The sequence below is a fragment of the Celeribacter indicus genome (assembly GCF_000819565.1).
Lineage (GTDB): Bacteria > Pseudomonadota > Alphaproteobacteria > Rhodobacterales > Rhodobacteraceae > Celeribacter > Celeribacter indicus.
In genome coordinates this window covers 1,047,242-1,061,892 of sequence record NZ_CP004393.1, presented here as the reverse complement: position 1 = coordinate 1,061,892, position 14,651 = coordinate 1,047,242, and the positions used below count along the sequence as shown (strand labels likewise).

Annotated in this window: 14 protein-coding genes; 3 read left to right on the top strand and 11 right to left on the bottom strand. The window is 68.0% G+C overall.

All coding sequences use genetic code 11. The annotated features are described in order from the left end of the window. The first annotated feature begins 4 nt into the window (after window positions 1-4). Window positions 5-928: a PHP domain-containing protein gene (locus tag P73_RS05415; protein WP_043868789.1), complete on the top strand. Its 924-nt coding sequence runs from the start codon at window positions 5-7 to the stop codon at window positions 926-928. A 54-nt stretch (window positions 929-982) separates the two neighbouring features. Here the strand turns inward: P73_RS05415 and P73_RS05410 are convergent, their stop codons facing one another. Further along, a complete protein-coding gene (locus P73_RS05410) occupies window positions 983-1,705 on the bottom strand; it encodes an SDR family oxidoreductase (RefSeq protein WP_043868788.1) in 723 nt (240 codons plus the stop codon). A 97-nt stretch (window positions 1,706-1,802) separates the two neighbouring features. Between P73_RS05410 and P73_RS05405 the strand changes: the two genes are divergently transcribed. After that, window positions 1,803-2,711, top strand: coding sequence for a LysR family transcriptional regulator (locus P73_RS05405; protein ID WP_043868787.1), 909 nt, complete (start codon window positions 1,803-1,805; stop codon window positions 2,709-2,711). 14 nt (window positions 2,712-2,725) lie between these two features. On the opposite strand, the gene P73_RS05400 is transcribed toward P73_RS05405, so the two are convergent. The 5 genes from P73_RS05400 to P73_RS05380 are packed head-to-tail and all read right to left on the bottom strand — an operon-like array spanning window position 2,726 to window position 8,163. Next, a complete protein-coding gene (locus tag P73_RS05400; protein ID WP_043868786.1) occupies window positions 2,726-4,432 on the bottom strand; it encodes an ABC transporter permease in 1,707 nt (568 codons plus the stop codon). Further along, complete coding sequence (locus tag P73_RS05395) at window positions 4,422-5,405, bottom strand: ABC transporter substrate-binding protein (RefSeq protein WP_043868785.1); 984 nt, start codon at window positions 5,403-5,405, stop codon at window positions 4,422-4,424. The genes P73_RS05400 and P73_RS05395 overlap by 11 nt, the downstream gene beginning before the upstream one ends. 45 nt (window positions 5,406-5,450) lie before the next feature. Continuing rightward, entirely contained in the window at window positions 5,451-5,999 is a 549-nt protein-coding gene (locus P73_RS25905; RefSeq protein ID WP_158401913.1) for a histidine phosphatase family protein, read from the bottom strand. Further along, a complete protein-coding gene (locus tag P73_RS05385) occupies window positions 5,996-7,063 on the bottom strand; it encodes an MBL fold metallo-hydrolase (RefSeq protein ID WP_052453051.1) in 1,068 nt (355 codons plus the stop codon). Before P73_RS05385 ends, P73_RS25905 begins: the two co-directional genes overlap by 4 nt. Beyond that, window positions 7,060-8,163, bottom strand: coding sequence for an ABC transporter ATP-binding protein (locus tag P73_RS05380; RefSeq protein ID WP_043868784.1), 1,104 nt, complete (start codon window positions 8,161-8,163; stop codon window positions 7,060-7,062). The genes P73_RS05385 and P73_RS05380 overlap by 4 nt, the downstream gene beginning before the upstream one ends. A gap of 601 nt (window positions 8,164-8,764) precedes the next feature. Between P73_RS05380 and P73_RS05375 the strand changes: the two genes are divergently transcribed. Beyond that, window positions 8,765-10,186 carry an IS1380 family transposase gene (locus P73_RS05375; RefSeq protein WP_074743528.1) on the top strand — a complete coding sequence of 474 codons (1,422 nt, stop codon included), beginning with the start codon at window positions 8,765-8,767 and terminating at the stop codon, window positions 10,184-10,186. 136 nt (window positions 10,187-10,322) lie between these two features. Here P73_RS05375 and P73_RS05370 read toward each other — a convergent pair whose 3' ends face one another. From P73_RS05370 to P73_RS05350, 5 genes are all read right to left on the bottom strand, one after another. Next, the gene (locus P73_RS05370) at window positions 10,323-10,832 is read right to left on the bottom strand and encodes a type 2 periplasmic-binding domain-containing protein (RefSeq protein ID WP_043868783.1); all 510 of its coding nucleotides are present in this window, start codon (window positions 10,830-10,832) and stop codon (window positions 10,323-10,325) included. Between the two features lie 156 nt (window positions 10,833-10,988). Then, window positions 10,989-11,399: a hypothetical protein gene (locus P73_RS05365; protein ID WP_043868782.1), complete on the bottom strand. Its 411-nt coding sequence runs from the start codon at window positions 11,397-11,399 to the stop codon at window positions 10,989-10,991. Between the two features lie 36 nt (window positions 11,400-11,435). Then, window positions 11,436-12,110 (bottom strand): SDR family NAD(P)-dependent oxidoreductase, encoded by a 675-nt coding sequence (locus tag P73_RS05360; RefSeq protein ID WP_043868781.1) that lies wholly within the window; start codon window positions 12,108-12,110, stop codon window positions 11,436-11,438. Beyond that, on the bottom strand, window positions 12,107-13,309 hold the full coding sequence (locus P73_RS05355) for an NAD(P)/FAD-dependent oxidoreductase (RefSeq protein WP_043868780.1): 1,203 nt from the start codon (window positions 13,307-13,309) through the stop codon (window positions 12,107-12,109). Before P73_RS05355 ends, P73_RS05360 begins: the two co-directional genes overlap by 4 nt. Continuing rightward, window positions 13,309-14,592: a Rieske 2Fe-2S domain-containing protein gene (locus P73_RS05350; RefSeq protein WP_043868779.1), complete on the bottom strand. Its 1,284-nt coding sequence runs from the start codon at window positions 14,590-14,592 to the stop codon at window positions 13,309-13,311. The genes P73_RS05355 and P73_RS05350 overlap by 1 nt, the downstream gene beginning before the upstream one ends. Window positions 14,593-14,651 lie beyond the last annotated feature (59 nt).

The window sequence follows — 14,651 nt, the reverse complement described above, 5'->3', positions numbered from 1 at the left end:
CCACATGCAGCTGACCGCATTTTCCGCCCCCGGCAGGTTCTGGCGCGGCAATCTCCATACCCATTCGACCCTGTCCGACGGCGTCCTCGACCCGGCCGAAGTCTGTCGCCGGTACAAGGCCGAAGGCTATGACTTCATCGCCCTGACCGATCACATGATCGGCCTCTACGGCTATCCCATCGCCGACACGCGGCCCTTTCGCGACGCGCAGTTCACCACGCTCCTCGGCGCCGAGCTGCATTCCGGGGCGATGCAGAACGGCGAGTTGTGGCATATCCTCGCCGTCGGGCTGCCCGGCGATTTCGCCCCCGCCAACGCGCCGGGGTTCCATCCCGTCGCGGATCAGGAGAGCGGGCCGGAGCTTGCGGCCCGTGCGGCAGAGGCCGGCGCCTTCGTCGCCGTTGCTCATCCGCAATGGTCCGGCATGACGCTGGCCGACGCACGCTCGATCACCGCTGCCCATGCGGTCGAGATCTACAACCACGGCTGCGCGACGGGCTGCGACCGGGCGGACGGGTTCCAGATCGCGGACCTGCTCCTTTCCGAGGGACGCGAGCTGTCGCTCGTCGCCACCGACGATGCGCATTTCTCCGAACCGGACCATTTCGGCGGCTGGGTCATGGTGAAGGCGGAAGAGAACGCGCCCGAGACCCTGCTCGACGCGCTGAAGGCGGGCGCGTTCTACGCCTCGACCGGCCCCGCGCTGCACGATGTCCGGGTCGAGGAGGGCACGCTTCATGTCGCCTGTTCCGCCGCCGTCGCGGTCATCGTCCAGGGCCACGGCTGCGCGGCCAGGGCGATCCACGGCGCCTCGATGACCCGTGCGGCCATGCCGCTCGACCGCTTCGCGCACAGCCCGTGGATCCGCGTCACCGTGATCGACCGCGCCGGCAGACGCGCCTGGTCGAACCCCCTGCGCGGCTTCTGACCGGGTCGGCCGATCCGGGGAACGACATCGCGACGGCGGCGGCTCGCTGATCCCTCAGTTGGCCGAGGCGGTCGGGCGGATGGTGATCTCCGTCGTGTCCACGCTGTCCGGCGCCTCGATCACCTGCCGCACGGCGCGGGCGATGTCGGCGGGCTGCAGAGCGATGGCACGATAGGCGTCCATCGCCGCCATCGTCTCCTCATGGGTGATCGTCGCGGCAAGCTCGCTTTCCACGACGCCGGGATTGACGCAGGTGACGCGGACCTTCGCGCTTTCCTGCCGCAACCCGTCCGAGATCGCGCGCACCGCGAACTTGGTCGCGCTGTAGACGGCCGCCGTCGGGACCACCGCCAGGGCCCCGATGGAGCCGATGTTGACGATCTGGCCGCTGCCCTGCGCCTCCATGACGGGAAGCACGGCGCCGATGCCCCAAAGTACGCCCTTGATGTTGACGTCGATCATGCGATCCCATTCGTCCAGCTTGCCGGCGGCCAGCGGCGAAAGCGGCATGATGCCGGCATTGTTGACCAACACGTCGATGCGCCCCCATTCGTCCATCGCAGCCTGCGCGAAACCGGCCATGGACCGGCGATCCGTGACGTCCAGCGCCAGCGCCTTTGCGGTGCCGCCAGCGGCGTGGATTTCCGCGGCGACCGCCTCGACCCGCTCGAGTCGGCGCGCGCCCAGCAGCACCCTTGCGCCGGCGGACCCGAGTTCCCTTGCGATTCCCTCACCGATCCCGCTGGAAGCGCCGGTGATCAGCACGACCTTGTCCATGACATGCTCCTTTTCCTTGTCCACAGCCAATATGGACGCAAGACGCTGTCTTCGGTATCCATCCAGCGATGGACCCTATGGTTAGCAGGATTCGACAATGAAGATCGACCTCAACCTCCTGCCGCTCTTTCTCGCCGTTGCGGAGGAGCCCAATTTCCGCGCCGCCGCCGACCGGCTCGGCGTCACGCGCTCGGCCGTCAGCCAGGGCATCCGGCGGCTCGAGGACAGGCTCGGCACGGCGCTGGTCCTGCGCACGACCCGCTCGGTCCGCCTGACCGAAGCGGGCGCGCGCCTGCATGAGGCATTGCGCGGGCCGCTCTCGGACGTCGGCGGCGCACTCGAACACATCGCCGAGGAGACCGCGCCGAGCGGGCTCTTGCGGATCGCGGCCACCTCCATCGCCGAGCAGTTCCTGTCGGGGCCGCTGATCGCCTCCTTTGCGCAGGCCCATCCGCGCATCACCCTGGACATCACCGTGACCGACGAGGAATTCGACATCGTGGCCGCCGGTTTCGATGCGGGCGTCCGGCTGGGCGAGGTGATCGAGCAGGATATGATCGCAGTTCCGCTGACTGGCGATCAGCGCGAGGCGGTTGTCGCGGCCCCCGCCTATCTGGAGGCGCACGGGGCACCGGCGCATCCCCGCGACCTGATCCATCATCGGTGCATCGGCTGGCGGCCGGCACCGAACATCGCGCCGCATCGCTGGGAATTCGAAGAGAACGGCGTAGCCTTCGACGTGGCCATCGAACCGCAGGTCACCACCAACGATCTGCGACTGATGCTCCGCAGCGCGCTTTGCGGCGGAGGGATCACCTTTGCGATGGAGGAGACGTTCGCCCCCTATGTGAAATCAGGGGAACTCGTCCCCCTGCTTCAGGATTTCCTGCCGCCGTTTCCCGGCTTCTTCCTCTATTTCCCGCAACGCCGGAACCTTGCGCCGAAATTGCGCGCCCTGGTCGACCATGTGCGACAGTGGCGGCGCGAGACGGAAGGCCGGCGCTGATCCTGTCCACCCCGTCAGCTCCGCCAGGGCAATGTGCCGCGCGGCAGGTGCGGGGCAAGCCGGTCGAGCGCCAGCGCGATCCCCAGCACGAGCGCGACGGAGGCAACCGAGACCGCGGCGGCGGCGGTGGAATTGCCCTCGTATTGCAGGGCAAAGACCATGACGCCGATGGTCTCGTTGCCGCTCGACCACAAGAGCGCCGACAGCGTGAGTTCGTTCACCGCCGTCATCACCGCCAGCATCGCCCCCGCCGACAGCGCCGGCAGGACCGCGGGGGCGAGGATCGCCCCCATCCGCCGCAGAGGCCCCGCCCCGAACAGGCGCGCGGCCTCGTCCTGCGCGGGTTCCATCGCCCCGGCGGCCGCCAGAACCGGGCGCAGGACCAGGGGCATGAACCGCGCCAGATAGGCCACCAGCAGGATCGTCCATGTGCCGTAGAGCGAGCCGATCAGCGGCAGCGGACGCAGGAAGGCGAGGATCATCGCCAGTGCGACCACCGTGCCGGGCACCACCCATGGCCCGTCCGCGAGCCAGTCCAGCACCCGGATCACCGGCCGCCGCACCATCACCCGCAGGAAGGCGAAGGGCACCGCCACCAGCGCGCACAGCGCCGCGGCCGCGACCGACAGCGCCAGCGAATTGGCGAAGGCGCGCAGGATTGTCGGATTGGCGAAGGCATCGGAGAAGTTGCGCAGGGTCAGGGTGGACAGCCGAAGCTCCACCCCCAGCGCCGGCGACAGCGCCGTGGCCAGCAGCGCCAGCATCGGCAGGATCGCGATGCCCGCCAGCACGGCCCAGACCGCCGCCTGGATCCAGAGCCGCGCGCGACCGGCCTCGAGAGGCCGCAGGGGCGCACCGCTTCCGGCGGGCACCGCCAGCCGCGCGAGCACCAGCGCCCGCAGCCCCAGCGCGGCCAGCGCGAGCGCCACGAGGATCATCGCCAGCACCGCCACCTGTCCCGCGACCGAGGGGCCGAACCCGTTCAGCCGCTGATAGATCAGCGTCGTCAGCATCGGAAACCGCCCCGGAATGCCCAGAAGCGCCGGGATGCCGAAGTTTCCCACCGCCGCGGCAAAGGCGAGGATCCCGCCCGCCAGCGCCGCGGGCAACGCCAGCGGCAGCAGGATGCGCGCGATGATCCGCGCCCGGCCGGCGCCGGCGACGCGGGCGGCTTCGACGAGGTCGCCGGGCAGGCCGGTCAGCGCCGCGCGCATGGCGATGAAGACCAGCGGCATGTGCTCGATCCCCATCAGCAGCGCGATGCCCCAGCCGGAATAGATCGGATTGGTCGTCCCCGGCGGCGGCGCGAGCCCGAGCGGGCGCAGGACGGGCGAGGTGCTGCCCGTCAGTTCGATCCAGGCGAGCGCCAGCGTCTGCGAGGGGATCAGCAGAGGCGACAGGACGAGGAAGGTCATCGCCACCCGCCCGCGCAGCGCGAAAAGCCCGGTCGCCAGTGCCAGACCGGCCCCCAGCACCAGCGACACGGCGACGGACCCGCCCGAGGCCGCCAGCGTGTTGAACAGCGCCCGCCGGGTGGACCGGGCGCCCAGCACCTCCGCCATCAGTCCAAGGGCGCGGCCGTCCTCGCCGGGGCCGAACGCCTCGAGGAACAGGCGCGCAAGCGGCCAGACCGACAGGCCCGCCACCCAGACGAAAACGAGGGCGACGAGCAGGTGCTCGCCGCCCCGGACCGGCCGCGACAGGGCCGGGTCAGCCGCCATAGATCTCGGCAAAGGCTTCCTTGTTGGCGCGGTCCTCGGACAGCATCGTCGCCAGATCCGCGGGCAGGATCTTCAGGCTGGCGGGATCGGGATAGCCCTCGGGCGGGGCGACGCCTTCGAGGATCGGGAAATACCCCTGCGCGACGGACTGCTCCTGCGCGGTCTGCGACAATTGCCAGTCCACGAAGACCTTGGCTGCCTCGACCGCGTCGCTGTCCTTCATGATCGCGACGGGCTGGGTGATGACCGAGACGCCCTCCTCCGGGAAGACGAAATCGACGGGCGAGCCCTTGGCCTTGGCGTTCAGCGCCATGTATTCGATGATGATGCCATAGGCTTTCTCGCCGCGCGCGACCGCCTCGACCACGGTGCCGTTGCCCTGCCCCGCGACCGCGCCGCCATCGGCCAGCGTCTCGTAATACTCCCAGCCGAACTCGGGCTGCTGCGTCATGGTGCCGACATGGATCACCGCCGCCCCGGAATAGAGCGGGCTCGGCATGATCAGGCTTCCCGCGACCTCGGGGCGCGCCAGATCGGCCCAGGACGCCGGCGCCTGCTCCACCATGTTCGTGTTGTAGATGATGCCGGTGGTGATCAGCTTGGTCCCGAAGAAGGTCATGTCGGGGTCGATCACCGCCTCGGGGATGCCAGCGACCGGCGCATCCTCATAGGCGAGCAGGCGGTCCTCGTTCTTCAGCTGGGTCATCGCCACCGCATCGGCGATCAGCATGACATCGGCGGGGGACTGGCCGGCGGCGAATTCGGCGGCGAGCTTCGCCATCAGCTCGGTCGTGCCCGAGCGGAAGATCTCGACCGTGATCTCGGGATGGTCCCTGTTGAACGCCTCGACCACGCCGGCCATCTGGTCCTGCGGCTGCGACGTATAAACGGTGATCGTCTGCGCATCCTGCGCAGCGGCGGCGCCGGCCACCAGCGAGCCGGCCAGCAGGGGAAGAAGGCGGAGGGTGTTCATCTTGTCCTCGTCGGTTGTCGTTCGCCGGGTTGGTAACGGCGGTTTTCAACGGTCGGGTGACAGTTTCGTGCAGATCCAGTGACAATCGCGGTCCTGCCGCCATTCCACCGCCTCCGCGTTCCCAAGGCGGCGAAACGGCACATCGGTCAGCACCGCATGGAGTTCGCGTGCCGTGCCGGAATGGGCGACGATCAGCACGGGAAAGGGCGCGGTGATCTCCGCGAGCGCGGCGCGGATACGGGCGCGGAAGGCTTCCGGCCCCTCGCCGCCGGGCGGGGTGGCCTCACGGATCAGGACGGCGCGGTCCTGCCCCTCCCAGACGCCCCAGTTGCGTTCGGCCAGGCCCGGCAGCGATCTCATCGGCGCTCCGGTCACGCGCGCCACCGCCAGCGCGGTCTGCCGCGCCCGGACCAGCGGCGAATGCCAGATCGCGCCCAGCGGCCGGTCCGCCAGCAGCCGCGCCGCCGCCTCCGCCTGCGCAAGGCCAGTCCGGTCCAGCGGGTCGTCGGTCGTCCCGCCGATCCGGTTCGCCGCATTCGCCGCCGTCTGCCCGTGGCGCAGGAAGAGAAAGGGATGGGACAGGAGCGGGATCACCACACCACCTCGGGCGTCGTGACGAGCGGACGGCCCAGCGCAGCAGCCAGGCCCGCCGATGCCTCGGGGGCGCAGAAGGCCGGCATCGCCTGGGCCGGACGCACGGCGCCGAACAGATCGCGGAGCCCGCTCAGCGTCGGATGCACGTTCCAGCGGCGGAACAGGGCGCTCCCGGCGGCGACCCAACCGGGGGCCGGGGTGCCCCGCGCCAGATGGCCGGTGAAGACCACGCGCCCGCTGCCCTCCGCAATCATGCGCCGGGCCAGTGCCGCGGCGGTATCGCGTTCCGCATTGGGCCCGGCGGCGACCATGACACCGGAGACGGGCCCGTCGGGCGTCAGCGTCCCGGCCTCGGCCAGAAGCCGCCCCAGCGCCCCGGCACCGCCCGGCACGAGCCAGTCCGGCCGGTCCGCCATCGCCCCGGCCACCGCCCGATGCGCCGCGCAGATCGAGACCCGGTGCCCCGCCGCCCGGAAGGCGAGTGCCATTTCCAGCCCCCGCCCACCCGCCGGGGCGGGCAGCAGCAGCGGCCTCTCCGCGAGTGTCAAAAGATCCGCCACCTGATCGGCCAGCGGCTCGTCCGCCGCGCCATAGGACGCATCGAAGACCATCACCCGCGCCGGCGGCGGCAGGGTGCCGCGGTAGAGCGTGCTTTCCGCCGACACATCGCCGGTATAGACCATCCCGCCGTCACCGCCGATCCGCATCCAGCAGGCCCCCGGCGCATGGCCCGCGGGACCGCAGTCGAAGGGAAGGCCGAATTGGGCGAAAGCCGCGAGCGGGCGCGCCGTCTTCATCGCCGGATCGCGGGACAGGGCGATGGCGGGTTCGGGAGCGAAGAGCGGCGGATCGCCCAGCCGCACCGCGAGAGGCAGCCCCCCGGTATGATCGGCATGGCCATGCGAGAACAGGATGGCATCGACCGGCCCCACCCCGGTCAGGTCCGGCAGGGTGTCCCCGTCCGGTCCCTTCCCGAGGTCCAGCATCAGCCGGCGCCCCGCGATCTCCAGCAGGAAACAGGCCGGCCCCTTGGTGCCCAGCCCCGAAAGCGCCGTGAGCCTCATGCCGTCGCGCCCGCCAGCAGCCGGTCCTGAAACGCCGTCTCGCCCCTCGGTGCCTCGCGCGAAAGAACCCAGCCTCCGCGTAGCGACAGCTCGATCCTCTCGCCCGAGGCGGGGGCGCGCGGCAGCATGACCTCGACCACGCCGCCCTCCTCCACCCCTTCGAGGGAGGCGGTGACCCGATAGCTCCCGCCCTGGAAGCGATGATCCAGGACCCGTGCCCGCAGCCCGCCTCCCGGCGCCGCCGCAAGATCGCCGGCACGCAGGCACAACCAGCCCGGACCGGGCGGCGCATCGCCGGGCGAAACGACGCTCCGCCCCTGCACCGAAAACCGGCACAGCCCGTTCTCCCGTCCGGTCACATGCACCGGCAGCGTCCGGCCATGCCCGACGAAGCGGGCGACCATCGGCGTGGCGGGGCGGCGATAGAGATCGGAGGGGCTGGCCAGTTGTTCCAGGCGTCCCCGGTTCATCACCCCGACCAGCCCGGCGACCGCCATCGCCTCGTCCTGATCGTGGGTGACGAAGACGAAGGTGGTGCGCGAGGCGGCGTGAATGCGGCGGAACTCGGCCAGCATCGTCTCGCGCAGATGGGCGTCGAGATTGGCCAGCGGCTCGTCGAGCAGGATCAGGCCCGGCCGCACCGCGAGGCTGCGGGCCAGCGCCACCCTCTGCCGCTGCCCGCCCGACAGCTCATGTGGGCGCCGGTCCTGCATTCCGGTGAGGCCGACCATTTCCAGCGCCTCGCCGATGCGCGCCTGTTCCTCGGCGCGCGACATCCTTTTCGCCCTCAGGCCGAAGCGGATATTGCCCGCGATGGTCATATGCGGCCAGAGCGCATAGGACTGGAAGACCATCCCGAGCCCCCGCGCCTCGGGCGGGACGAACCGCCCGCGGCCGGCGACCACACGCTCGCCAAGGGCGATCCATCCCGCGTCGGGCCGCTCCAGCCCCGCGATCAGCCGCAACAAGGTGGTCTTGCCGCACCCCGAGGGTCCCAGCAACGCCAGAAACGTGCCCGAGGGCACGGCCAGGGACATCCTGTCGACCGCCGGCGTTGCACCGAAGGCCCGTGACACCCCCTCCATCTCGATCGCTGCCATGTCAGCCCCCTTTCCCGCCCGTGCATTACGACGTGGCCGCGAAGGTTTTGTGACAGTCCCCCGGATTGAGCCGGGGAAAGACCCGCAGCAGGGGCGGACGCCGCCGAGACTGTGAGGGGTCTCGACCCTCCGGGCGGGGTCCGGGCCATGTGCGGGCGTCGGCCATCGAACCAGCCTCACGCGCATGCCACGCGATTGCGCCCGTGCGCATGGCCTCCTGATGCCGGGGCATATACCCCCCTCTACCGCGCAGGGGCGGGCGCGGTCTGCGGCCTGCGAGGACAGGAGGAGCAGGGTTTGACCCGCGCGTCCCCCGTGCGGCTAAGCTCCGCGGGATCGGAACCGCTTGTGGAACAAGCCTCTGAGTCGATGGAGAGAGCATGGATAAAGGCAACGGAGCAGCTCAGAAGGACCGCCAATTCATTGCCGCTCTGGCGAAGGAGCTGGTGGTTCTTCAGTGCTTCACACCGGAGCAATCCGAGTTGGGGTCGAGTGAACCCGGTTTATTCATCCAAATCGATGGGGGCAGGTTGCGTGCGCCTGAAAGCGCCGTAGAATCAAGTTGCTACACCAAAATCCGCCAGCAGCTTCGGACGCACGCATGGGTGAAACGCTACGGCCGGTCACGGCCGGATTCAACCGCTCTCTTTCGATCGAAACTCGCGCCGAGCGCCTGACGGGCGATCCTGGCGCAGTACTGCTGCGAGAAGCTCTCGACGCGACCGGGATTATCGGCTGGATGGCGGCGCGGATGAAGGACAGCCGCCGCCAAGCCGATGTCGTGCATGACCTGCCGTCGCTCTTGCGGACCATGGTGCTCCTGGTTGCTCAGGGTTGGCAGGACCACGACGATGCGGATGCCCTGCGGCATGATCCAGCGATGCGTGTGGCGGCCGCCTCGTCGGCCGGGCTGACGCCGCTGACTGGGCACCCTGGGCTGGCCTCTCAGCCCACGCTTTCGCGTTGCACAGCGATGCTGGCGGAGCCAGGCAACCTGAAGGTTCTGCGGGAGGCTGCCCTCGAACTCGCCGGTCGGAACCTGCGCGCCGAGAATGGCGGGCAGCGGCGCACTCGCATGACGCTGGACGTCGACAGTCTGCCCATCGAGGTGCATGGCCATCAACCGAAGGCCGAGTGGAACGGGCACTACCGGACCCGGGTCTATCACCCGCTGGTCACCTCCATCGCCGAGACCGGCGACATGCTCGACGCGCGTTTACGCCCCGGCAATGTCGGCACTGCCGACGGTGCGCTGGACGTCATTCTCGACGTCGTCGATCGGGCCGAGGCCAGCCTGTGCAAGATCACGACCGTGCGCATCGATGCAGGCTTCCCCTCTGGCGCGCTCCTGTCGGGCCTGGAGGGGCGCGGCATCCACCACGTCGCCCGCCTGCGGGCGAACGCAGCCCTCGACAGGCTCGCGGCGCCGCACATGAAGCGACCGCCGGGACGACGGCCGACGGAACCGCGGCTTTGGACGCATGAGCTGGAATACCAGGCGCAGGGCTGGGACGAGCCCCGCCGTGTGGTGCTGGTGGTCAAGGAGCGCGAGGGCGATCTGCTGCTCGACCGCTTCTTCCTCGTCACCTCGATCTCGCGCTTCCAGATGAAGGGGCAGGCCCTGCTGGACCATTATCGCCAGCGCGGCAAAGCAGAAGGCCACATGGGCGAGCTGATGGACGTGCTGTCTCCAGCGCTGTCCTCCACCAATCGCGCCAAGACCCATCTGCGCGGCAAGAAGCCGAAATCGGTCACGCCCCCCATCGATGCCTTCGCCTGCAACGAAGTCCGGTTGCTCGTCGCCATGCTCGCCTACCAGATCATGCACGTGGCGCGCCGGGCCATGGCGCGCGCCACGAAAGCCCCTTGGAGCCTGCGCCGCCTGCGGGAACGCGTGCTGCGCGCCGGCGCTCGTCTCATCATCTCAGCCCGGCGCATGACCTTGATACTTGCCGCAACGGCCGCGCCCTACTGGGCCGCCATCTGGCCGCAGATCCAGATGCTACGCGGGGCCGACCCATAATCGCGAGCAAGTTGCAGATGCCGCCGACAGAATGAACGCCCAGGGGCGGCCAGAAGTCGTGGCCGATCCAAAGGGCGAAATCATCCAAAGGATGTCGTCTCGTCCACTCTCTCAACCAAACCGGGATGCGTAGCTCTCATCGGCAACATGCTGGTGCCCAGAAGCCGGCAAGAACGGCTTCAACCCGCCTCCAGCGCGCCGCCGAGCCGGCTCGGCGAATAATGCGGGGTGAAATCGCCCAGCTCACCAAGATCGGGAGGTCGACGATATACTTCGCGGAATCTGCGACGGAATAGGACTTCAGGAAGGTGAAGGGGATGATGGCGCAGTCGATCTGTCCACGCGCCATGGCCTCGGCAATTTCCGGCGCCGTCACGACCACGCGCGTCGCGCCGAGCCTTTCGAGGAGCAGCGCCTGGGTGCCCGAGGCGACGCGGGCGCGCTTGTCCTGCCAGTCCGCGGCAGTCGGAACCGGCGCCCTGCACATGGCGTAATAGGACGAGGTCGCAAAGGGTGCGAGGGAGACCGCATTCATGGCCTCCAAGGCGACGACCAACCCCACCACCGGCAGAATCCATCGCGTCGGCCACGTCGTCAGAATACCGGTCGTCGTCTCCACGAATTCGGAATGCCGTGTGACATGCATGGCCACGAGCGCCGAAACCCATGCGAAAAAGGCTGCAACCCCATGCCTCGCCGACTTAAAAAGCGGGAATTTTCGTGCGGACCCTGATACAGGGGATATGAGAACGGGTGGTTTTTAGCCAGAGCCCGAGGCGCTCTGTCACACCCTGCGCTTCGGTCAACTCGCCAGGTTGCCCACAAGCTCGGCGACGAAATCCCAGTCCGAGGTGGTGACGAACAGATCCGCCACTCCTTGAAGGGCTCGAAGCTCCGGCGCAGGCGGGACAATAACGTCTATGTTTGCCTCGATCACCACCAGCGACAACATCGACGCCGTGCGCAGCACGGGTAAAGCCGAAACCACTGGCTCACCGTTAACATGCACAACGATCACGGCGTTCGGCACCTGTCCTGCCACCGGTAGATCGAGCCGCACGCCTTCCGTCGCTACCCGGTCGCAAAGCAGATTGGGCGGACCCTCATAGAGGATGTCCGCTACCAGTCTCTGCGCCCCGGCGCTTGCACCGAAAAGCTTGATATTGCGGGGAACCGAATTGCGGTAGCCATGAATACGCGTGCCGATGGCCATTTATGCTGTCCTTTCGCATGTATCTGTGGATAGGGCTCAGTCCATGAAACGTCCACCGGACATGTTCAGGGTCTCGCCGGTGATGTAACCGGCATCTGGCGCCAGCAGGAACAACACCGCATGCGCCGCCTCGACAGAGCGACCGAAGCGTCCGACAGGCACCTCGCGCAGCAGCCGGCTCCGCTTCTCCTCACTCATGCGCGCAGTCTGCGGCTCGAACAGCGCGGTCGCTATACCATTCGCGGTCACGCCGCTGCCAGCGATCTCGGCCGCAAGCACGCGCATGAAGGCAAGAAGCCCGGCCTTTGCGGCGGCATGGGGGGCGACGTGATGGTGAAGGCCGGTCTTGGCCGACATCGAGGCAAAGACCACGATCCGGCCGAAGCCGCGCGCGGCCATCCGCCGCGCCGCCTCCTGCATGACGAGCGCGGGACCGACCATCTCGGCCTCGGCAATTGCACGCATTTCCGCCGCGGTCATTTCCAGCACCGGTTTGTTGCTCACCGGCGGCGCGGCAAGTATCAGGGTATCAATCGGTCCTTCCGCCTCCTCGATCCCGTCCAACCAGGCGTCGGGCTCGGACCCGTCCAGGTCGCGGCGCAGCACGGCAGCCCCCGCAGCCTCGACCGTATCGGCGACGGCGGGACCAACGCCGTGCGATGCATCGATCACCAGAACCCGGCGACCATCGAGAGAAAAAATGGGGCTCATGCGGCGTCCTTTGGATAGCGGAGGAGGTTGCGGGTCGGATCGGCAAGGAAGGCGACATCCGCTGGACGGCCGCCAAGGATCAGCCCGCGCAACACCCGAATGTCGCGTGCCGCGTTGAAGCCGATCGCGCCGACGACACGGTCGCCAAGCATCTGCATTGCGAGAAAGCTGCGGTCGCCCGGCATGCCGCGCCAGATCAGTCGGTCATGGGCGGCTGGCAGGCCAGCCATTTGCACCATCCAGTCGTACTGCTCGGTCCAGAACGCGGGCAGTTCGGCATAGGGCTCCTGCCCTCCCGCCAGCGCCCGCGCGACAGCGATCCCCTGATTTTGGGCATTGGCCCAGCTTTCGAGTCGGATCGTGCGGCCCAGAAGCGGGTTCGGATGACGCGAGATGTCGCCGACGGCGAAGATGTCGGGGTCGGAGGCGCGGCCGAATTCGTCGGTCATCACGCCATCGTCACAGACGAGGCCGGCGGCCTCGGCGAGTTCCGTCCGCGGCCTGCTGCCGATGCCCATGAGCACCAGATCAGCCGGAATGTCGCCCGCCGTGCTGCGCACCGCTTCGGGGGTGATCATGGTGACACCGACGTTAAAGGCAAACCGCACCCCCTCGGCCCGATGTCGCGCCACAAGAACCTCGGCGACCTCGGCCGGCAGCACCCGGCCAAGCGCGCGCGCAGCAGTGTCGAGCACGGTCACCTCAGCCCCTGCCCGGACTGCCATGGCGGCGAATTCGAGTCCGACGAAGCCAGCACCCAGGCAGACCACCCGCAGGCCCGGCCGCAGCCGCGCCCGCAAGTCAAGCGCATCCTCCGCATCTCCCAGCACCCGGACATGCGGCAGTTCCGCCCCAGGCACTTGAAGCCGCCGGGGAGCTGAGCCAGTAGCCAGCACCAGTTTGTCATAGGCAATCGGCCCGCCCTGCGAGAGATGCACGCAACGTGCCCCCCGGTCGATATGCAGCGCCCGAGTGCCGAGGCGGAGATCGACTCCGGCCCCGGCCTGGAATTCCGCAGGGCGGATCAGCGCCGTCGACACGTCCGCCCCTGCCAGCACCGCCTTCGACAACGGCGGGCGTTCATAGGGCGGCAGCGCTTCGGCACCGATCAGCGTGATCTGCACCTCCGGTGCAGCCTCTCGCAGCGTCAGTGCGACCCAGGCCCCCGCTTGTCCAGCGCCGAGAATGACGACCCGCATCAGACCGCCACGAACGGTTCGCCGATTTTCATCTGCGAGGCCGCAAAGGCCGTCTCCTTGAACTCGGGCGAGTTTTCGGGAAGGATGAAGCTTGCGGATCGAACCTCCTGTGCCGCCGCGTCGAGCCCCGGCGGCACCTTCCCCGCCTCCAGCGCCTTCGCCGCCTTGCGCAGCCGCATCCGCGCCATGATGATCGCATTGTCAGTCGAGACGAGATTCTCCTTCGTGCGGTCGGCGATGAAGCCCATGCTCTCCTGTAGTGAAGAATCCTGAATAGAGATCCCCTTGATACCGGAATAGTGAATTTTCCTGCGCTGCGCCTCGCGGTCCATGAGGTAGTCATTGTCCTTGTTGGCAAGCGGGCGGAAAGTGCCTGGGATCAGCTCGCAATGAACGCCGCCGCCCGCCTTCATTGTGGCGAGCTCGGCCTCGGTCAAGTCGCGGGTCGGATGGAAGGTCATTGTCCAGGCCATGCAGTTGTTGTCGTCCATCGGCACCCAGGCATGGCCGTTGAGAGCATTGCCCTTGTAAGGCGGAATCAATGTATACCACGGCAGCATCCATTGCGTGATGCGCCAGTAATGATAGCCTGGATCGGCTTGGCGACGTGCGCCGATCAGAAGCCCGCCGCCGGATTCATGGATGTCAAAGGTGGTGCTGGTCGAACGGGCATATTTGGCGCCGTCGGTGCCCTTGTGCAGCGGGTCACGGTTCAGGTCACCGCTGTGAAGGAAGGAGACGTGGCTCGAATCGATGCCGCCCTCCATCGCCTGGAGGTAATTGCTCTCCTGCCAGCGCTTGGAGAGATAGCGCTGCTCCGGGCGGACGTGGACCCATTCAAAGGTAGGCGGTGCTGGCTTATGCTCAGACGGCCCCATATAAGTCCAGATGACGCCGCCTGTTTCCACGCAGGGATAGGCCTTCAAACGGATCTTCTGGCAAAAGCCCGAGGAGACCGGCTCCGACGGCACCTCCACGCACTGGCCGGTGACGTCGTATTTCCAGCCGTGATAAGGACAGCGCAGCCCACCCTCCTCATTACGGCCGAACCAGAGCGACACGCCGCGGTGGGCACAGAATTCATCCATCAGCCCGATCTTGCCGTCGGTGTCGCGGAATGCGATCAGCCGCTCGGACAGCAACTGGACACGCACCGGGGGGCAGTCCGGCGCCGGCAGTTCCTCGGACAACAGAGCCGGAATCCAGTAGCGGCGGAACAGATTACCCATCGGCGTTCCCGGCCCCGTACGGCAGAGGTATTCGTTCTGTTCTTCGGAAATCATGGCAGGTTCCTCTCGCGGCTTTGCTAGGTCATGAGGAAGATTGACCTCCGACAAATATT

Bases quoted from the DNA above. Each gene is read 5' to 3' on its own strand.
- P73_RS05375 (WP_074743528.1), top strand. From the start codon at position 8,765: ATGGGTGAAACGCTACGGCCGGTCACGGCCGGATTCAACCGCTCTCTT.
- P73_RS05395 (WP_043868785.1), bottom strand. From the start codon at position 5,405: ATGAACACCCTCCGCCTTCTTCCCCTGCTGGCCGGCTCGCTGGTGGCC.
- P73_RS05365 (WP_043868782.1), bottom strand. From the start codon at position 11,399: ATGGCCATCGGCACGCGTATTCATGGCTACCGCAATTCGGTTCCCCGC.
- P73_RS05405 (WP_043868787.1), top strand. From the start codon at position 1,803: ATGAAGATCGACCTCAACCTCCTGCCGCTCTTTCTCGCCGTTGCGGAG.
- P73_RS05350 (WP_043868779.1), bottom strand. From the start codon at position 14,592: ATGATTTCCGAAGAACAGAACGAATACCTCTGCCGTACGGGGCCGGGA.
- P73_RS05355 (WP_043868780.1), bottom strand. From the start codon at position 13,309: ATGCGGGTCGTCATTCTCGGCGCTGGACAAGCGGGGGCCTGGGTCGCA.
- P73_RS05385 (WP_052453051.1), bottom strand. From the start codon at position 7,063: ATGAGGCTCACGGCGCTTTCGGGGCTGGGCACCAAGGGGCCGGCCTGT.
- P73_RS05415 (WP_043868789.1), top strand. From the start codon at position 5: ATGCAGCTGACCGCATTTTCCGCCCCCGGCAGGTTCTGGCGCGGCAAT.
- P73_RS05400 (WP_043868786.1), bottom strand. From the start codon at position 4,432: ATGGCGGCTGACCCGGCCCTGTCGCGGCCGGTCCGGGGCGGCGAGCAC.
- P73_RS05410 (WP_043868788.1), bottom strand. From the start codon at position 1,705: ATGGACAAGGTCGTGCTGATCACCGGCGCTTCCAGCGGGATCGGTGAG.
- P73_RS05360 (WP_043868781.1), bottom strand. From the start codon at position 12,110: ATGAGCCCCATTTTTTCTCTCGATGGTCGCCGGGTTCTGGTGATCGAT.
- P73_RS05380 (WP_043868784.1), bottom strand. From the start codon at position 8,163: ATGGCAGCGATCGAGATGGAGGGGGTGTCACGGGCCTTCGGTGCAACG.
- P73_RS05370 (WP_043868783.1), bottom strand. From the start codon at position 10,832: ATGCATGTCACACGGCATTCCGAATTCGTGGAGACGACGACCGGTATT.